Annotated in this window: 18 protein-coding genes; 11 read left to right on the top strand and 7 right to left on the bottom strand. The window is 68.4% G+C overall.

Annotation, left to right across the window (positions count from 1 at the left end):
- The first annotated feature begins 166 nt into the window (after window positions 1–166).
- The 5 genes from DV709_RS13175 (at window position 167) to DV709_RS18070 (ending at window position 3,714) form a co-directional block, all read left to right on the top strand.
- Window positions 167–949: a DUF4129 domain-containing protein gene (locus tag DV709_RS13175; protein WP_117594880.1), complete on the top strand. Its 783-nt coding sequence runs from the start codon at window positions 167–169 to the stop codon at window positions 947–949.
- Window positions 946–1,527: a DUF7269 family protein gene (locus tag DV709_RS13170; protein ID WP_117594879.1), complete on the top strand. Its 582-nt coding sequence runs from the start codon at window positions 946–948 to the stop codon at window positions 1,525–1,527. Before DV709_RS13175 ends, DV709_RS13170 begins: the two co-directional genes overlap by 4 nt.
- Entirely contained in the window at window positions 1,524–2,777 is a 1,254-nt protein-coding gene (locus DV709_RS13165) for a DUF58 domain-containing protein (RefSeq protein ID WP_117594878.1), read from the top strand. The genes DV709_RS13170 and DV709_RS13165 overlap by 4 nt, the downstream gene beginning before the upstream one ends.
- Complete coding sequence (locus tag DV709_RS13160; protein ID WP_117594877.1) at window positions 2,774–3,457, top strand: DUF7519 family protein; 684 nt, start codon at window positions 2,774–2,776, stop codon at window positions 3,455–3,457. Before DV709_RS13165 ends, DV709_RS13160 begins: the two co-directional genes overlap by 4 nt.
- Before the next feature lie 98 nt (window positions 3,458–3,555).
- Window positions 3,556–3,714, top strand: coding sequence for a hypothetical protein (locus DV709_RS18070; protein ID WP_168191202.1), 159 nt, complete (start codon window positions 3,556–3,558; stop codon window positions 3,712–3,714).
- Window positions 3,715–3,841: 127 nt separating this feature from the next.
- On the opposite strand, the gene ilvD is transcribed toward DV709_RS18070, so the two are convergent.
- Window positions 3,842–5,611 (bottom strand): dihydroxy-acid dehydratase, encoded by a 1,770-nt coding sequence (ilvD, locus tag DV709_RS13155; protein WP_117594876.1) that lies wholly within the window; start codon window positions 5,609–5,611, stop codon window positions 3,842–3,844.
- Window positions 5,612–5,740: 129 nt separating this feature from the next.
- Between ilvD and DV709_RS13150 the strand changes: the two genes are divergently transcribed.
- Entirely contained in the window at window positions 5,741–7,822 is a 2,082-nt protein-coding gene (locus DV709_RS13150; RefSeq protein WP_117594875.1) for a S9 family peptidase, read from the top strand.
- A 6-nt stretch (window positions 7,823–7,828) separates the two neighbouring features.
- On the opposite strand, the gene DV709_RS13145 is transcribed toward DV709_RS13150, so the two are convergent.
- The gene (locus tag DV709_RS13145; RefSeq protein WP_117594874.1) at window positions 7,829–8,572 is read right to left on the bottom strand and encodes a MogA/MoaB family molybdenum cofactor biosynthesis protein; all 744 of its coding nucleotides are present in this window, start codon (window positions 8,570–8,572) and stop codon (window positions 7,829–7,831) included.
- Window positions 8,573–8,732: 160 nt separating this feature from the next.
- Here DV709_RS13145 and DV709_RS13140 point away from each other — a divergent pair, with 160 nt between their 5' ends.
- From DV709_RS13140 to DV709_RS13125, 4 genes are read left to right on the top strand one after another with little or no spacing between them, the layout of a single operon-like run.
- Window positions 8,733–9,776 (top strand): zinc-binding dehydrogenase, encoded by a 1,044-nt coding sequence (locus DV709_RS13140; RefSeq protein ID WP_117594873.1) that lies wholly within the window; start codon window positions 8,733–8,735, stop codon window positions 9,774–9,776.
- Window positions 9,763–10,164, top strand: coding sequence for a hypothetical protein (locus tag DV709_RS18420; protein ID WP_394338690.1), 402 nt, complete (start codon window positions 9,763–9,765; stop codon window positions 10,162–10,164). The genes DV709_RS13140 and DV709_RS18420 overlap by 14 nt, the downstream gene beginning before the upstream one ends.
- Window positions 10,165–10,211: 47 nt before the next feature.
- Window positions 10,212–10,616 carry a DUF4864 domain-containing protein gene (locus tag DV709_RS13130; protein ID WP_117594872.1) on the top strand — a complete coding sequence of 135 codons (405 nt, stop codon included), beginning with the start codon at window positions 10,212–10,214 and terminating at the stop codon, window positions 10,614–10,616.
- 2 nt (window positions 10,617–10,618) lie between these two features.
- The gene (locus DV709_RS13125; protein WP_117594871.1) at window positions 10,619–11,515 is read left to right on the top strand and encodes an alpha/beta fold hydrolase; all 897 of its coding nucleotides are present in this window, start codon (window positions 10,619–10,621) and stop codon (window positions 11,513–11,515) included.
- A 25-nt stretch (window positions 11,516–11,540) separates the two neighbouring features.
- Here the strand turns inward: DV709_RS13125 and DV709_RS13120 are convergent, their stop codons facing one another.
- The 3 genes from DV709_RS13120 to DV709_RS13110 form a co-directional block, all read right to left on the bottom strand.
- Complete coding sequence (locus DV709_RS13120; RefSeq protein WP_117594870.1) at window positions 11,541–12,245, bottom strand: SDR family NAD(P)-dependent oxidoreductase; 705 nt, start codon at window positions 12,243–12,245, stop codon at window positions 11,541–11,543.
- A 131-nt stretch (window positions 12,246–12,376) separates the two neighbouring features.
- Window positions 12,377–12,814: a desampylase gene (locus tag DV709_RS13115; RefSeq protein ID WP_117594869.1), complete on the bottom strand. Its 438-nt coding sequence runs from the start codon at window positions 12,812–12,814 to the stop codon at window positions 12,377–12,379.
- A 6-nt stretch (window positions 12,815–12,820) separates the two neighbouring features.
- Window positions 12,821–13,423: an NUDIX hydrolase gene (locus DV709_RS13110; protein ID WP_117594868.1), complete on the bottom strand. Its 603-nt coding sequence runs from the start codon at window positions 13,421–13,423 to the stop codon at window positions 12,821–12,823.
- 174 nt (window positions 13,424–13,597) lie between these two features.
- Here DV709_RS13110 and DV709_RS13105 point away from each other — a divergent pair, with 174 nt between their 5' ends.
- Window positions 13,598–14,293, top strand: coding sequence for a PHP-associated domain-containing protein (locus DV709_RS13105; RefSeq protein WP_117594867.1), 696 nt, complete (start codon window positions 13,598–13,600; stop codon window positions 14,291–14,293).
- 30 nt (window positions 14,294–14,323) lie between these two features.
- On the opposite strand, the gene DV709_RS13100 is transcribed toward DV709_RS13105, so the two are convergent.
- Complete coding sequence (locus DV709_RS13100; protein WP_232819740.1) at window positions 14,324–15,373, bottom strand: diacylglycerol/lipid kinase family protein; 1,050 nt, start codon at window positions 15,371–15,373, stop codon at window positions 14,324–14,326.
- 209 nt (window positions 15,374–15,582) lie between these two features.
- Window positions 15,583–16,002, bottom strand: coding sequence for an Lrp/AsnC family transcriptional regulator (locus DV709_RS13095; RefSeq protein WP_117594865.1), 420 nt, complete (start codon window positions 16,000–16,002; stop codon window positions 15,583–15,585).
- Between the last annotated feature and the right edge of the window lie 39 nt (window positions 16,003–16,041).

Genomic DNA, 16,041 nt, shown 5'->3' with positions numbered 1-16,041 from the left:
CAGTAACTATATCCTATCTATTTCGACGTACCGAACAAAATACCTATGAGAGTGGACATCGGAAATTCCTTCGAGTCGGATAACTCGCGTCGTCTAACCATCCCGCACGAGAAGAATATCCAAATATGCGATACGTTACAACTGCCCACTACACCCGCTGTCGACCATGAATCGGGACGGACTGCTCGCTATCGCCGTCGCGGCGTGCTGTCTCTTCTCGCTCGGGACGGCCGCCGGAACGCTCGACTCGTCGATGCAGACCGACCCCGACGACGTTATCGACGTCGACTCGTCGATGCTCCCCGTTGGCTCCGACCAACTCGACGAACTGAAACAGACGTTGACGGAGCCCTCCGGCGGCGGTGAGGGAGACACCCAACAGCAGCGGCAGAAGAAGACCCAGTCGCAACAACAGCAGCAAGAACAGACGCACGACCAGCGCGAAGAAGAGCCGACCAACAGCGACTTCAGCCAGGAGTCCGAGACCGGCGACGAGGTCCCGCCCGAAGAGTCGCTCTGGGAGAAACTGCTCGGCCTCCTCGAAGCAGTCCTTCCGTTCGCCGTCCTCGGAGCCGTCCTCCTCGCGGCGCTGACCTACCGTGATCGTCTGGCCGCGCTCCTGCATCGGTGGCTCCCGAGCGGCGACGACGGCGCGTCGGCGGCCGCCGAGCCCGTCGGCGACCCGAAGCCGAAAGACGATATCTCGGCGGCGTGGTGTGAGATGCTCGCGGCCGTCGGCCTCGAACGCGAGACGAAGCTCACGCCCAGAGAACGCGGCGAAAAAGTGGTCGAGCGGCACGAAGGCGGCGGCGACAGCGAGGCGGTCTGGGGCCTCACGTCGCTGTACGAGAGCGTCCGGTACGGCGGTGACGAGGTGACAGACGAGCGCCGAGAGCGCGCCCGTGATTACCTCCGTCGGTTCCGCGGAAACTCCGGAGGGAACCGATGAGCGTCCGCCGTCTCCTCTTGGCGGGTACCGGGGTGGTCGTCCTCCTCCTCGGCTTCGTGAGCGGCGACCTCCTCCCCACCGACGGCCTGGTCGGGCTGCTCGGCAACGATTACCTGCTGATGGCCGTCTTCGCGGCGGTCGGGCTGCTCGTCGCCGTTTCCGTGCTCGCGTCCGGGCGGAGCGCCCGCCTCGAACAGGCGGAGATGCCCGACGCCGAGAAGCCGGTGTCGGCCCCCTCGCCGGGCGAAGGGTTCGACGAAGCGCTGTCGGACTGGCGGCTCTCGATTCCGATACTCGGACGGCGGCGGCGCGCCGCGCTTCACGACCGCCTCCGGCGCGCGGCCGTCGAGACGCTCCGAACGGCCGAGGGGTACGACCGCGCGGAGGCCGAACGCCGCGTCGACGAGGGGACGTGGACCGACGACGAGACGGCCGCCGCGTTCCTCCGAACCGAATCGTCGCTTCGCGCGGACGGAGGGAATCCTCCGAATACCGCACCGGCCGCACGCGGTACGCGCGACGCCGCGCGCCGGACGGCCGAGGAGATCGCGCGACTCGCAAGCGAGGGCCGGCAGTGAGCGAGTACCAGACTCACCGCTGGCGCGGCGTCGTCGCGCTCTCGTTCGTCGCGGGCGCGATCGGCCTGTTGGCAGACCGTCCGAACCTCATCGTCCTCGCGGGCGTCGGCGTGCTCTTCGCGACGTATCCGCGGCTCACCTCCTCGCCGACGCCCGTGCTGGAACTCGACCGGCGCGTGAGCGACCGGTCGCCGAACCCCGGCGACGTCGTCGACGTGACGGTGACGCTTCGGAACGCCGGAGAGAACACGCTCGCGGACCTCCGCCTCGTCGACGGCGTGCCGGCGGCGCTGTCGGTCGTCGACGGCACGCCCCGCCGCGGGGCGGCGCTCCGTCCGGGCTCGTCGGTCACCTTCGAGTACAGTATCGAGGCCAAGTCCGGTCAGCACAGTTTCGTCCCGGCGACCGTCGCAGTCCGCGACATCACCGGCGAGCACGAGGTCGAGACGACCGTGAGCGAGGAGACGGAACTCACCGTCACGGGCCGCTCGGACGCGCCCGCGGGCCGCGACGTGACGCTCGACACCGTCGGTCGAGTGCTCTCCTCGAACGAGGGCTCGGGGCTGGAGTTCACGCGGACCCGCGAGTACCGCCGCGGCGACTCGATGAGCCGGGTCGACTGGAAGCGCTTCGCCCGCTCCGGCGAACTGACGACCGTCGAGTATCGAGAGGAACGGTCGATGTCGGTCGTGCTCCTCGTGGACGCTCGCCCGGCGGCGTACCGCGCGCTCGACGACGAACCGAACGCCGTCGTCCGGAGCGTCGCCGCCGCGAAGCGACTGCTCGAACCGCTGTTCGCCGGCCGCAACCAGGTCGGCGTCGCGGCGTTCGGCCGCGAGTTCTGTTGGCACCCGCCCGGCGGCGGGACGAACCAGCGAGTCGAACTCCACCGCCTGTTCGACACGCACCCGGCGTTCGCCCCGACGCCGCCGCGGGACGCTCCGTCGCTCGACGAACAGGTCGAACTGCTCCGGCAGCGGCTCGACTCGAACACCCAGGTGTTCCTGTTCTCGCCGCTCTGCGACGACGACATCGTCACGGCCGCGCGCCGACTCGACGCTTACGGTCACGCCGTGACGGCGGTGAGTCCGGACGTCACCGACGAGACGACGGTCGGCGAACGCCTCGCGGCGACCGAACGCACCGCGCGGGTGTCGACGCTCCGTCGAACCGGCATCCCGACCGTCGACTGGGGGCCGGACGCGCCGCTGGAGTCCGCGCTGGCCAGAAACCGGAGGGCGATGGCGTGAGCGGGACGTTCGTCCGCAAGCCCGCCCTGTTGAGTTCGACGCTGGCGCTGCTCGTCGCCGCCGCCGCGACGGCGCACGTCACGGACGCGACCGTCGCCGCGCTGGCGCTCGTCGTCGGCGGCGTTCTCGTCGTCGGCGTGGGGGCGACGCTCCGGAGTCGGCGAGAGACGGCGCTTCGCTGGAGCGTCGTCGCCGCGGGCGTCGTCGTCTCGCTCGTCGGCGTCGCGCTCGGAGCCAGCGGGGTCACCGGTCCCGGGGCGCTCGTTCGCACGCTACCGGCGCTGCTCGGCGTTCTCGTCGTCGGGTTGGCGCTCGCCCCGGTGCGCAACAGCGGCTCGCGCGGCCTGTTGAAGGCGGGAGCGGCGCTGTTGTTCCTCACTGTCCTCGTCAGTGGGCTCCTCGACCCGGAAGCGCTCGAACCGCTGCTCGTCGGGACGGTGGCGACGGTGCTCGTCTACGACCTCGGCGAGCAGGCTATCAACGTCGGCGAGCAGCTCGGTCGAACCGCCGAGACGAAGAGCCTCGAAGCGACGCACGCCGCCGGGAGCGTCGGCGTCGGCGTCCTCGCGGTGTTTCTCGGGGGCGAGATCACTTCCATCGGGTCCAGCGGACTGTCGCTGTCGGCGCTCGTCCTCGTCGTCGTCGCCGTTCTGCTGCTCGCGGCGGCGCTTCACGAGTGAGCTCCGAGACGACCCACCGTTTTCTTTGCGAGCCGTCTGACGACGGGCGATAGCGCTCCGGGCCGTACGTTTACGTGGATTCCTCACGTACGAAGCGTATGGACCTCACGCAGTACACCGACGATATCGGACCCGGACTCGTCATCGTCGCCGGACTGATTCTGTTTCTCATCCCCGAACCCGCGACGTCGACGCTCGGCATCGGTCTGATGCTGTTCGGCCTCGCCTTCTGGTTCTACGAGTGGGAACGGCCCTGAACGGCGCGAAAAGTCGAACACACCGCTCAGTCGTCTCGTTTCACCGCCGGGTTCGCAGACCCACCTTTTCCCGTCGTCGAGCGCGCTTCGCGCCCTCTCCTCGGGAAAATCTGGACCAAAACACCGCTCAGTCGTCTCGTTTCACCGCCGGATTCGTCACCGCGCCGTTTGCCGCCGAGTCGAACGACTGGCCGTACTTCGCCAGCACGCCGGCGGTGTAGTTCGACGGCTTCGGCTCCCAGTCGTCGCGGCGCTCGTCGAGTTCCTCGTCAGTCAGGTCGACGGCGAGCGTCCGGTTCGGGATGTCGACGGTCACCTCGTCGCCGTCTTCGAGCAGCGCAATCGCGCCGCCGGCCGCGGCCTCGGGGGCGACGTGGCCGACCATCGGGCCGCGCGTCGCGCCGGAGAACCGACCGTCGGTGAGTAACGCCACGTCGTCCTCGTGACCCTGGCCGACGACGGCGGCGGTGACGCCGAGCATCTCGCGCATACCGGGGCCTCCCCGGGGCCCTTCGTTGCGGATAGCGATGACGTCGCCCGACTCGATTTTCCCCGTCTGGACGTAGCGCATCGCGTCCTCCTCGTTCTCGAAGACGCGGGCGGGGCCGGTGTGGTGGAACGCGTCGTCGCCGGTCGCTTTGATGACCGCGCCGTCGGGCGCGAGGTTCCCTTTCAGAATCTTGATGGCCCCCTCGTCGTAGAACGGCTCGGACACCGGGTTGAGGAAGTCCACGTCGATACCGTCGTCGTCCGGCAGGTCGAGGTGGTCGAGTTCCTCGGCGATGGTTCGGCCGGTGACGGTCATCGCGTCGCCGTGCAGCAGGTCGGCGTCGAGCAGACGGCGGAGGACGACCGGCACGCCGCCGATGTCGTGGAGGTCCTTCATGACGCGCGTGCCGCCGGGTTGGAGGTTCGCTATCTTGGGCGTGCGCCGGGAGATGTCGTCGAAGTCGTCGATGTCGAGGTCGATGCCCGCCTCGGCGGCGAGCGCGAGGAGGTGGAGGACGGCGTTCGTCGACCCACCCATCGCCACCTGCAGCGCGATGGCGTTCTCGAACGATTCGCGCGAGAGGATATCGGAGGGGCGGCGCTCGTTCTCGACGGCGTCGAGCGCGAGTTCGCCCGCGCGGGCGGCGATGTCGTATCGCTCGTCGGACTCGGCGGGGGCGCTGGCGCTGCCGAGCGGGGCGAGGCCGAGCGCCTCGGAGATAGAGGCCATCGTGTTCGCGGTGAACATCCCGCCGCACGACCCCGCGCCGGGGCAGGCGTGGCGTTCGAGTTCGTCGAGTTCCTCGGCGCTCATCTCGCCCTGCGCGTAGGTGCCGACGCCCTCGAAGACGTTCTGCACCGTCACGTCGCGGCCCTCGTGCTCGCCCGGGAGGATGGAGCCGCCGTAGAGGAACACGGTGGGGAGGTCGGTTCGGATGGCGGCCATCATCATCCCCGGGAGGTTCTTGTCGCAGCCGGCGACGGTGACGAGCGCGTCCAGCCGCTCGCCGAAGGCGACGAGTTCGACCGAGTCGGCGATGATTTCCCGAGAGATGAGCGAGGCCTTCATCCCCTCGGTCCCCATCGAGATGGCGTCGGAGATGGTGATGGTGCCGAACTCGATGGGCATGCCCTGAGCGCTCTCGACGCCCGAGATGGCCGCGTCGGCGACGTCGTCGAGGTGGACGTTACACGGCGTGATGTCGGCGGCGGGGTTGGCGACGCCGACCATCGGCGCGGAGAGGTCGTCGTCGTCGAAGCCCATCGCGCGGAACATCGCTCGGTGCGGGGCGCGCTCTGCGCCCGAGGTGACGCCCGAACTCGGCAGGTCGGGGTCTTTCTCGCCCGCGAAACGGTCCGCGTCGGCTCCTTCCTGACCCTCGTCCGGATGCGGTTGCTGTCGGCTCATGTACCGCACTTACCGCGAGTGGGCTTAAATCGCCGCGACGAAACAATGCTTGCTGTCGAATCGGGGAAGTGACCCGGCGACGCGTTCCGCGACCAGAATCCACATGTGTCGCGATTGAGAGGAGAGGCCATGACAGTCCCGCTGGAACTGGACGACTTCTACGACCTCCGACGAATCCGCGACGTGGCCGTCTCGCCGACCGGCGAGCGCGTCGTGTTCGTCGTCGCAGAGAGCGACCCCGACGCCGACGAGACGCGCAACTCGCTTTTCGTCGCGCCCACCGACGGCAGTCGGGAGCCGCACCGACTCACCCGCGCCTCCGACGCGGGGTCGCCCGCGTGGGGACCGAACGGAGAGAAACTCGCGTTTCTCGCGAGTCGTGACCGCGACGTGGCGCTCGAAGTCGGACGGAGTGACGAACCGGCGGACGAAGACGCCGAGGGCGACGACGGGAGTCGAGGCGAGAGCGACGAGGGCGACGAACCCAAACCCCAGGTCTGGCTGTTCGACCTCGCACGCGGCGGCGACGCCCGACAGGTGACCGAGTTCGACGAGGGCGGCCGCGAGTTCGAGTTCTCGCCCGACGGCGAGCGGATGGTCGTCGCCGCGCGCGACCCCACCGACGAGCAGCGCGAGTACCTCGAACGTCGCCGCGACGGCGGCCCGGTCGAAATCACCCGCCTCCAGCACAAGCGCGACGGGATGGGCTTTCTCGACGACGTGCGGAGCTACCTGTTCGTCGTCGACGTGGCGACCGGCGAATCCGAGCGACTCGACGACGCCTACGCGCGCGGCGCGATGAGCACCGGCGGTCTCCACCCTGCGTGGGGCACGAACGGTCGAATCGCGTTCCGGTCGTACCGCGGCGAAAATCCCGACCACACGTTCGAACAGGACCTCTACACCGTCTCGGCCGACGGCGAGGACCTCCGGCGACTCACCGACGGCGGCATCGGCGTCGCCAACCCGCGGTGGGACGCGGCGGGCGAACGGCTCGCCTTCGACGGCGCGAACCCGACGAACACCTACCACCCGACGGAGGTGTACGTCGTCGACGACGCCGAAGGCTCGGAGGGAACCGAGGCGCGCTCGGTCTCCGCGTCGCTGGACCGAACTCGCTCGCGGGCCGGTGCGCCCGAGTGGGTCGGGGACAACGAACTGCTCGCGCCCGTCGGCGACGAGGCGCTGACCCGACTCGTCCGTCTCGACGCCGAGACGGACGACCCCGAGCGCGTCTTCGAGAACCAGGGGACCGACCGGACTATCACGCAGTTCTCCGTCGGCGGCGACTGCGCCGTCGTCTGTCTGAGCCACCCGAACGAGGGCGCGGACCTGTACGCGCTCGACGCAACCGAGTCGGACGGGAGCGACCCGGCTCGGCTGACGCGACTGAACGACGGTTTGCTGACCGACGCCGCGCTGCCGACCTGCGAGCGGGTCCAGTACGAGAACGGCGACGGCGTCGAGGTGGAGGGGCTGGCGTACCTGCCCGACGGCTTCGACCCCGACTCGGAGTCGTATCCCGTCATCGCGCACATCCACGGTGGCCCCACCGCCTACGACGCGCCCGAGTTCAGTTTCGACTACAGCTACTGGACCGGCCGCGGCTACGTCGTCTTCAACGTCAACTACCGCGGGTCGACCTCCTACGGCCGCGAGTTCAGCGAGTCCATCCGCGGCGAGTGGGGGCCGCGCGAGGCCGACGACATCGTCTCGGGCGTCGAGGAGCTAGTCGACCGCGGGTGGGCCGACGCCGACCGCCTGTTCATCTCCGGGTTCTCGCAGGGCGGCATCAACACCGCCTACGTCGTCACGCGGACCGACATGTTCGCCGCGGCGGCACCCGAGCACGGCATCTACGACTTCTACTCGCTGTTCGGTACCGCCGATTTACACCAGTGGTACGTCCACGACATCGGCCTGCCGTGGGAGAAACCCGAGGAGTACCGCGCGATTTCGAGCATCCGTGACGTGGGCGAGATAGAGACGCCGCTTCTCGTCACCGCCGGCGGCGAGGACTGGCGCTGCCCCCCGTCGCAGGCCGAGCAGTTGTACGTCAGCGTCCGCCGTCGCGGCGTCGACGCCAAACTCGTCGTCTACCCCGACGAACACCACAACATCGGCGCTCCCGAGCGAGCGACCCACCGCCTGCGCGAACTCACCGACTGGTTCGAGCGCCACGACCCCGGCCGCGAGGACGGCTCCGAGTAGCGTCCGCTACTCCCCGGTCGCCTCGGGTTCTTCGTCGGCCTCGTCGTCTTCGTCGACCTCGTCGCTTTTGTCGGCCGCATCGTTTTCGTCGGCCTCGTCGCGTCTCGCCAACCCGGCGAGGTGGCTCACCTCGGGGACGATAATCTCCTCCGCGCCGAGGCGGGCGGCGTTCTCGCTCCCGGGGAGACAGAACACCGGCACGCCGTCGGTGACGCCCGCGGTCGCGCGCGTGCCGACGACGCGGGTGCCGATTTCGTCGTACGACAGCGTCCGGAACAGTTCGCCGAAACCGGGCAGTTCCTTCTCCAGAATCGGCTCGACGGCTTCGACGGTCACGTCGTCGGGCGTGACGCCGGTGCCGCCGGCGGTGACGACCACGTCGGTGTCGTCGCGGCTGACGAGTCGGTTGACCGTCCCCTGGACGCCGTCGTAGTCGTCGTTGACGAGTTCGCGCGTGGCGAGTTCGTGGCCGTCCGCCTCGAACGCCGCGGAGATGGCGTCGCCCGCCGAGTCGTCGTCGAGCGAGCGCGTGGAGGAGACGGTGACGACGGCGAAGCCGAGCGTCTCGACGTCGTGGTGGTGGTGGTGGTCGTGGTCGTGGCCGTGGTGGTCTCCGGCGTCTGAACTGTGGCCGTGGTCGTCGTCGGTGTGTGAACTGTGGCCGTGGTCGTCGTCGGTGTCCGAATCGTGGTGACTGTCGTCGGTGTCCGACTCATGGCCGTCGCCGTGGTCGCTCTCGTTTTCGTTCATGCACCACGGTTCGCACGGCGGCACCAAAACTTCGGGCGACGGAGGACCGCCGCGCACCACCGCTGCGTTCGAGAGCGAACCTGTTTGATAGAAGATGAACAACCGGCAAGTCGTCGGACGGAAACACACAGTTTTGACGCGCCGGGTGCTGGGTTCCAGCATGAAGGCCGTCCAGTTCACGGAGCACGGCGACCGCGACGTCATCGAGTACGGGGAGTTTTCCGACCCCGACCCAGGCCCCGACGAGGTGCTCGTCGACGTCAAGGCGGGCGCGTTGAACCACCTCGACGTCTGGACGCGAAAGGGGATGCCCGGTATCGACCTGGAGATGCCGCACATCCCCGGCAGCGACGCGGCCGGCGTCGTCGAAGCCGTCGGCGAGAAAGTCACTCGGTTCGAGGAGGGTGACCACGTCGCCGTCAGCGCCGGCGTCTCCTGCGGGCAGTGCGAGTTCTGCCGCGACGGCGACAGAGCGCGCTGCGTCCGCTTCCACATCATCGGCGAACACGTGCGCGGCGTTCACGCCGAGAGAGCCGCCGTCCCCGAACAGAACCTCGTCCCCGTGCCCGACCACGTCGACTGGGAAGTCGCCGGGTCCGCGTCGCTCGTCTTCCAGACGGCGTGGCGCATGCTGATCGACCGCGGCGGACTGGAGGCCGGCGAGAAGGTTCTCGTCCTCGGCGCGTCCGGCGGCGTCGGCCACGCGGCGGTCCAGATTGCCGACTACGCCGGGGCGGAAGTGTACGCCACCGCCTCCAGCGAAGAGAAACTGGAGTACGCGAAGGAGTGCGGCGCCGAGTACGTCATCAACTACGAGGAGGACGACTTCGCCGCCGAGATTCGCGAGTTGACCGGCAAGCGCGGCGTCGACATGGTCGTCGACCACGTCGGCGAGGAGACGTACGGCGACTCGCTGAAGAGCCTGGCGAAGGGTGGTCGCATCGTCACCTGCGGGGCGACCACCGGCGGGAACCCCGGTGCGGGACTGAACCGCATCTTCTGGAACCAGCTCTCGGTCATCGGGTCGACGATGGCGACGCCCGGCCAGGTCGACGACGTGCTCGAACTCGTCTGGGACGGCACCTTCGAGCCGCGCATCCGCGAGACGCTGCCGATGAGCGAAGCCGACCGCGCCCACGAGATGATAGAGAACCGTGAGGGCTTTGGCAAGGTGGTCGTAATACCCGACAGTGAGTACGAGTAGCGACGAGGAGACGACGGCGCGGGAGAAGGAGGGTCGCGGCGCCGGCGAGGCGCGAGCGCGTCGGGCGAACTCCGATGGCGGCTTCGACTCGTCGGAGTCGGAGGTCGGTGGGAGTTCGCCCGACCGCGGCTACGTCCACCGACCGAACGGCGAACCCGGCGCGGAGCCGGAGCCGTCGGGGTTCGGCGACCGCGGGTGGGCGCTCGTCGCCGCCGTCGTCCTCTCGTTTCTCGTCGTCCCGGGTATCATCTATCTCGTCCCCAGCGCGCCGGGAGAGCTCGGGCTGTCGTTTTTCGCCACGATGCTCGCGTTGCCGTTGATTCCGGCGCTCATTCTCGGACTGACGGCGGTGTGGTCGATGACCGCCGCCACGCGCGGCGAGAAGTGACGCGACGCGGCAAACAGCTATTTGGAGGCGTGCGGCGTACGTAGCGCATGAACGAGCAGTATCGACGCCACGGACTGCCGCAGCCGACGCCCCGACTCTCGCCCGAGGAAGTCGTCGAACACCAGTTAGAGAGCCTCCGACGCAACGACGAACCGTATCTCGACAGCGGCATCGAGACGACGTACGCGTTCGCCTCAGCGACGCGTCGGCGCGCGTCGGGCTCGCTCGAACGATTCACCCGCGCGGCGCGGAGCGACGTCTACCGCCCGCTCGTCGACCACGAACGCGCGGCGACGACGCCGGCGGAGGTCAGCGGCGACACCGCGAGACAGGAAGTCGTCGTCGTCACGCCCGACGGCGAGGAGGTCCGCTACGAGTTCCGCCTCTCGCGTCAGCGCGGCGGCGAACGCGACGGCTGTTGGTTGACCGACGACGTCGTCCCGATGGAGTGAGGATGGCGAGCGACGCAGACACCGAAAGCGCACCTGTGACCGAGATACCCGGCGAGTCCGTCTACGTCGAGACCAACGGCGTCCGGTTGCACACGGTTCAGGCCGGACCGGAGGACGGACCGCTGGTCGTCCTGCTCCACGGGTTCCCCGAGTTCTGGTACGGCTGGTGCGACCAGATTCGACCGCTCGCCAACGCCGGCTACCGGGTCGTCGTCCCCGACCAGCGCGGTTACAACCTCAGCGACAAACCCGACGACCTGTCGGCGTACAGAATCGAGGAACTCGCCGCCGACGTCGTCGGCATCCTCGACGCGCTCGACCGCGAGAGCGCCGCTGTCGTCGGCCACGACTGGGGCGCGGCCGTCGCGTGGTGGGTCGCCCTTCACTATCCGGACAGAGTCGACCACCTCGGCGTCCTCAACGTTCCGCATCCGACGGTGTTCCGTCGGACGCTCAAGCGGAGTTTCGGACAGAAACTCCGGAGTTGGTACATGGGTTTCTTCCAGATACCGCTGGTGCCCGAGCGACTGTCGAAGGCGGGTGACTTTCGACTACTCGTTCGGACGATGCGCCAGTCGAGCGAACCGGGGACGTTCTCGCCGTCGGATTTCGAGCGCTACCGCCAGACGTGGAGGCGACCCGGCGCGTTCACCGGCATGGTGAACTGGTATCGCGCCGCCGCCCGGTCGAGACCGGAACCGGAAAACGGCCACGTCAAACCGCCGACGCTCGTCATCTGGGGAGCGAAGGACCAGTTCCTCAAGAAGTCGATGGCCCGCGAGAGCGTCGACATGTGCGAGCGCGGTCGGTTGGTGATGCTCGACGACGCCACCCACTGGGTCCAGCACGAGGAACCAGTCCGCGTCAGCGAGTTGCTGAAAGAGTTCCTCGCCGAGTAGGCGGCGACGGCGTCGCACCGTCCGACTACCAGTCGATAACCTCCTTGTCGCGCCAGAACTTCCCGGCGGGACTCCCCGGGCGGAAGCGACAGAGCCACAGCGGCGTCTCCGCGCCCTCCTCTACGGGTCGACTCGCGTTCTCGCCGCCCATATCGGTCCGAACCCACCCGGGACAGACCGAGTTCGCCAGCAGTCCGTCGTCGCCGTACTCGCCGTGGAGGTACGCCGTCAGGCCGTTCAGTCCCGTCTTCGAGATGCGGTAGGCGGGTGACCCGCCCGACTGCGGTTCACCGAGCGCGCCCATCCCCGAGGAGACGTTGACGACGCGGCCGCCGGGTTCGGCGGTGAGCGCGGGCAGCGCGTACTTCGTGACGAGCATCGGTCCGCGGAGGTTCGTCGCGAGCGTCCGGTCGAGTTCGGGCGTCCGCGACGCCGCCAGCGACTCGCCGGGGCCGCTGATTCCGGCGTTGTTCACGAGGACGTCGAGTCGCCCCTCGTCGTCGTCGATGGTCGCCATCGCCTCGTGGACGTCGCCCTCCTGAGTCACGTCCAGCAGCACGCGGCGCTGGCCGTCGGGAACGTCGTGGCTCACGCTCCGGACGCCGGCGTACACCGTCGCGCCGAGGTCGGTGAGCCGAGCGGCGATCTCCCGGCCGATACCGCGGTTCGCGCCGGTGACGAGCGCTACCTGTCCGTCGAGCGAGTCGTACAGCTCGGGGTCGGGGGTCATCTACCGGCGCTTGGTCGCACGCGCGGTTAGGGGTTTTCGAATCCCCGCCGCGAACGGTTCCGAGCCCCGCCGCGAACGGTTCCGAGCCCCGTCGAGACCCGGTCCGCTCGGAGCGAATCTCTCTCCGCCGGTCAGCCGATGTCGACGTCGAGCGGGTCGAACCGCTCGCCGGTCCAGCGCCACGCGCGCAGTTCGTCGTACGCCGGCGAGACGATGAGGTAGACGTACCCCTCCCACGTCGCCTCCCTCCTGTCGGTCTCGCTCGGCCGCGCCCGACTCTCCGGATGGGAGTGGTAGAAGCCGATCACGTCGTCTCCCGCCGCTTCGGCCGCCTCGATGGCCGCGAGCGTCGCCTCCGGGTCGAGTTCGTACCGCGCTCGTGGCTCCGAGGCGGCGTTCGGCACCCGGCGGATATCGGTCGCGGCGTCGGGCGCGGTTCCGTCGCCTCGGTCGCCGACCAGCACGCCGCACACCTCTCGCGGTCCGCCGTCGTGACTCGCGCCGTCGCGAGCGTGCGAGAGAATCGATTCGGCGGCCGTCGTCGACAGAAGGAGGCGCGACGACGGCATCGGCGTTCAGTCGAGGTCCCGGCGCATGGCGATCTCGAACCACGGGCAGAGCCGGAGTTGGCGGTACCAGTCGGGGTGGTCGTGGAGGTGTTCGTAGTCGACCCAGAGCAGGCCGGCTATCTCGTCCTCGTCGGGGTCGAGCGAGACGTCGTCGAGCGTCACCTTCAGTACCGAGCAGACCTCCCACTCGACGCCGTCGGCACCGGAGACCGAGGGGTAGTAGCGCTTGTACTCGAACTTGTCCGTCACGCGGAGGTCCGAGTACTGGTCGGGCGTGATGCCGAGTTCCTCTTCGAGGCGCTGGCGGGTCGCCTCCTCTTGGCTCTGACCGTCCTCGGGGTGGGAGGCGACGGTGCCGTCCCAGTGAGTGTCCCAGAGGCGTTTCGTAGGTGCGCGCTGACCGAGGAGGATGCGGCCCTGGTGGTCGAAGACGAGCGCGGTGAACGCCCGGTGGCGGATACCGTCGCCGGTGTGTGCGGTGAGGCGATTGACGACCTCCCGTCTCTCGTCGTTCTCGTCGACCGCGACGACGTTCTGGCGGGCGTTCTTGTGAACCTCGTCTTCGGCGGTGGTCGCTTCCGACCCCGTGCCGCTCGAATTCGAACTCATACGTGTTCCATCTGCGACAGGGGTCAAGGACTCTTCGATGCGTTCGGCCCCGCACACGGCGCGCGCCGCACCCTCCAGACTACGGGCGGGTGACGGGGTCGGGTCGTCGCCGCGAGTCGACGGCAGGGCGTGACCCGGGGGAAGAACAAAGGGTCTGTAGCGACGTTATACAGTGTGTTCTCCGTCGACCTGCACTCACACAGCCGGTTTTTCCACGGGTGGCGCGGACGCGCGACTCGCTACGACCCGCTCGGGCTGAGATTACACGCGGTGTTCGCCCGACTCCGGGGACTCGACGGGTTCGCCGTGACGAACCACGACTACACCTACTCCGCGGAGGGAAGCTTTCCGACGATACCGGGAAACGAGGTGACGACGACGGAAGGCCACGTCCTCGTCGTCGGGCCGAACCCGCCGAGTCGGACCGAACCGAACGCGCTCACGCCGGGCGAGTTGGTCGATTTGGCTCACGACCGCGGCTGCGCGACGATTCTCGCGCACCCGTTCCGCAACAGTTCCGCGCGCGACTCCGGTGCCGAGTTCGACGCGGTCGAACTCAACGGGAAGAACACCGAGCACATCGCGCGGACGCGTCGACTCGCGGAGGAACTCGACCTACCGCTGGTCGGCGGCAGCGACGCCCACTACCCCATCGAGGTCGGCCGGGCGTACACCGAGATCGACGCCCCCGACCTCTCGCCGGAGTCGGTCGCCGCCGCCATCCGCGACGGGCGGGTCGAACCGGTGGTGAAGCTCAGTCCGCTCGACAAACTGCTGGCCGAGGCGTACAGCCGCATCCACGCGCGCAAGAAGTGGCTCGACCCCGCGGACAGGACGCCGACTGCCACCAGCGGGAAATCCGACGACTGAGCCGCGAATGCGGCACCGTTCGCCGTAGACTCAGTCGTCGGGGTCGGGTTCGTAGGCGTCTCCGACGGGAATCTCGACGACTCCGCTCAACGTTTCGATCGTCAGCGACGCCGTCTCTATCATCTCGCCGTCGAGGCTGAACCGGAGCGGCTCCTCAGAGAGCACGTCGAGGTGCATCGCGGGCGTCTCGAAGCGGTCGATGTGTTCGGTGTCGCGGCCGAACAGCCTGGAGGCGGCCGCCTGCCCCATCAGGTCGACGGTCGGTCGCTCCTCGACCACGGTGACGTCCAACTGCCCGTCCTCCATGTCCGCCTGCGTTCGTCCCTCGACGGGGAAGCGACGGCCGTTACCGACGAGCACCGAGACGGCGTCACCGGACCACGGTTCGTGGCGGCCGTGGGTTGCGATGTGCATCCGAACGCCGTCGAACTCCGTCATCACTCGGAGCGTACTGACGACGTAGGCGACGACGCCGAATCGCTCTTTCATCTCCGAAGACGTCTCGCCGCTGGCCTCGGCGGTGAATCCGCCGACGCAGGAGTTGAGGAACGCTCGGGTGCCGCTGTCCTCCCCCGTTTCGCCGCTCTCGACCACCACCCCGCGGGCCGCGGAGGGTTCCTTCGACTCTCGCGCCCACGACGGCTCGTCGCCCCCCCACTCGACGATACCGAGGTCGATTCGTCGTCGCTCGCCCGACTCGAACAGCTCGAAGGCGTGTTCGATGCTCTCGATGCCGACGTTCTCGGCGAAGTTGTTACCCGTCCCGCAGGGGACGACGCCGAAGGTGACCCGCTCGAAGCCGTCGGCGCGACGGATGCCCTCGACGACCTCGTTGAGGGTCCCGTCGCCTCCGGCGGCGGCGACGAACTCGGCTCCGTTCTCGGCGGCGTCGCGGGCGAACCGAATCGCGTCGCCAGCGGCGTCGGTCTCGCGGATCGAAAACCCGTGTTCGGTCGCCAAGCGTCGGACTTCGGGGGCGTGTTCGCCGTTTCCGCTCTCGGGGTGCAAGACGAGCGTCCGGTCGCTGTGTGTGGGGTGGCCACCGTCGCTGCGCGTTGCTTGCGACGAGGTTCGCCTCACTCCGTTCGACTCACCACCGTCACTTCGCTTCGTTCGTGACGAGGGTCGTCTCACTCCGTCCGACTCACCACCGTCACTTCGCGCACCGCCGTCTGTTCGGACGCACCGGTCGTCGGTCTCGACTGTCGACGGCGGCGAACGTGGACTGTCTGAGGGCGGCATGGGTTCGACGGACGATACGCCAGCGAGCGCGAAAACGTTAGGGGCCGTCACCCCTGCCCGAGACGTTCGTCGAGGATGAGCCGCGTCTTGGTGCTCTTTATCTCCTCCATCTCGCGGGCTCGCGTGATGAGGTCGTTCACCGCGCGCGTGTCGGCGGCGTCGACGATGAGGACGATGTCCTCCTCGCCGGAGACCTGCCAGACGAAGTCGACCGTCTCCCAGTCCGCGAGTTGCTCCGAAACTTCGCTCGTGTTGACGTTCATCTCCACCGAAATCTCGACCATCGCCTTGATGTTGCCCGTCCGGGTGGAGACGGTGAACCGTTCGATGACTCCCTCCGTGGTCATCCGCTCGACGCGGTTCCGAATCGTCCCCTCGGAGGTGCCGACTCGCTCGGCGATCTCGGTGTAGGGCGTTCGTGCATCCCGTCGGAGCACGTTCAGGATGCGGCGGTCCAGGTCGTCCATACACGGACGTGTACTGGTGGCCTTAAACCGATTACGAAA

The organism is Haloprofundus halophilus, assembly GCF_003439925.1.
GTDB classification, from domain to species: Archaea; Halobacteriota; Halobacteria; order Halobacteriales; family Haloferacaceae; genus Haloprofundus; species Haloprofundus halophilus.
Note: the sequence above shows the minus strand (reverse complement) of the source record. Positions and strands in the feature narration are given on the sequence as shown.

Bases quoted from the DNA above. Each gene is read 5' to 3' on its own strand.
- DV709_RS13175 (WP_117594880.1), top strand. From the start codon at position 167: ATGAATCGGGACGGACTGCTCGCTATCGCCGTCGCGGCGTGCTGTCTC.
- DV709_RS13170 (WP_117594879.1), top strand. From the start codon at position 946: ATGAGCGTCCGCCGTCTCCTCTTGGCGGGTACCGGGGTGGTCGTCCTC.
- DV709_RS18070 (WP_168191202.1), top strand. From the start codon at position 3,556: ATGGACCTCACGCAGTACACCGACGATATCGGACCCGGACTCGTCATC.
- ilvD (WP_117594876.1), bottom strand. From the start codon at position 5,611: ATGAGCCGACAGCAACCGCATCCGGACGAGGGTCAGGAAGGAGCCGAC.
- DV709_RS13150 (WP_117594875.1), top strand. From the start codon at position 5,741: ATGACAGTCCCGCTGGAACTGGACGACTTCTACGACCTCCGACGAATC.
- DV709_RS13145 (WP_117594874.1), bottom strand. From the start codon at position 8,572: ATGAACGAAAACGAGAGCGACCACGGCGACGGCCATGAGTCGGACACC.
- DV709_RS13140 (WP_117594873.1), top strand. From the start codon at position 8,733: ATGAAGGCCGTCCAGTTCACGGAGCACGGCGACCGCGACGTCATCGAG.
- DV709_RS13130 (WP_117594872.1), top strand. From the start codon at position 10,212: ATGAACGAGCAGTATCGACGCCACGGACTGCCGCAGCCGACGCCCCGA.
- DV709_RS13125 (WP_117594871.1), top strand. From the start codon at position 10,619: ATGGCGAGCGACGCAGACACCGAAAGCGCACCTGTGACCGAGATACCC.
- DV709_RS13120 (WP_117594870.1), bottom strand. From the start codon at position 12,245: ATGACCCCCGACCCCGAGCTGTACGACTCGCTCGACGGACAGGTAGCG.
- DV709_RS13115 (WP_117594869.1), bottom strand. From the start codon at position 12,814: ATGCCGTCGTCGCGCCTCCTTCTGTCGACGACGGCCGCCGAATCGATT.
- DV709_RS13110 (WP_117594868.1), bottom strand. From the start codon at position 13,423: ATGAGTTCGAATTCGAGCGGCACGGGGTCGGAAGCGACCACCGCCGAA.
- DV709_RS13095 (WP_117594865.1), bottom strand. From the start codon at position 16,002: ATGGACGACCTGGACCGCCGCATCCTGAACGTGCTCCGACGGGATGCA.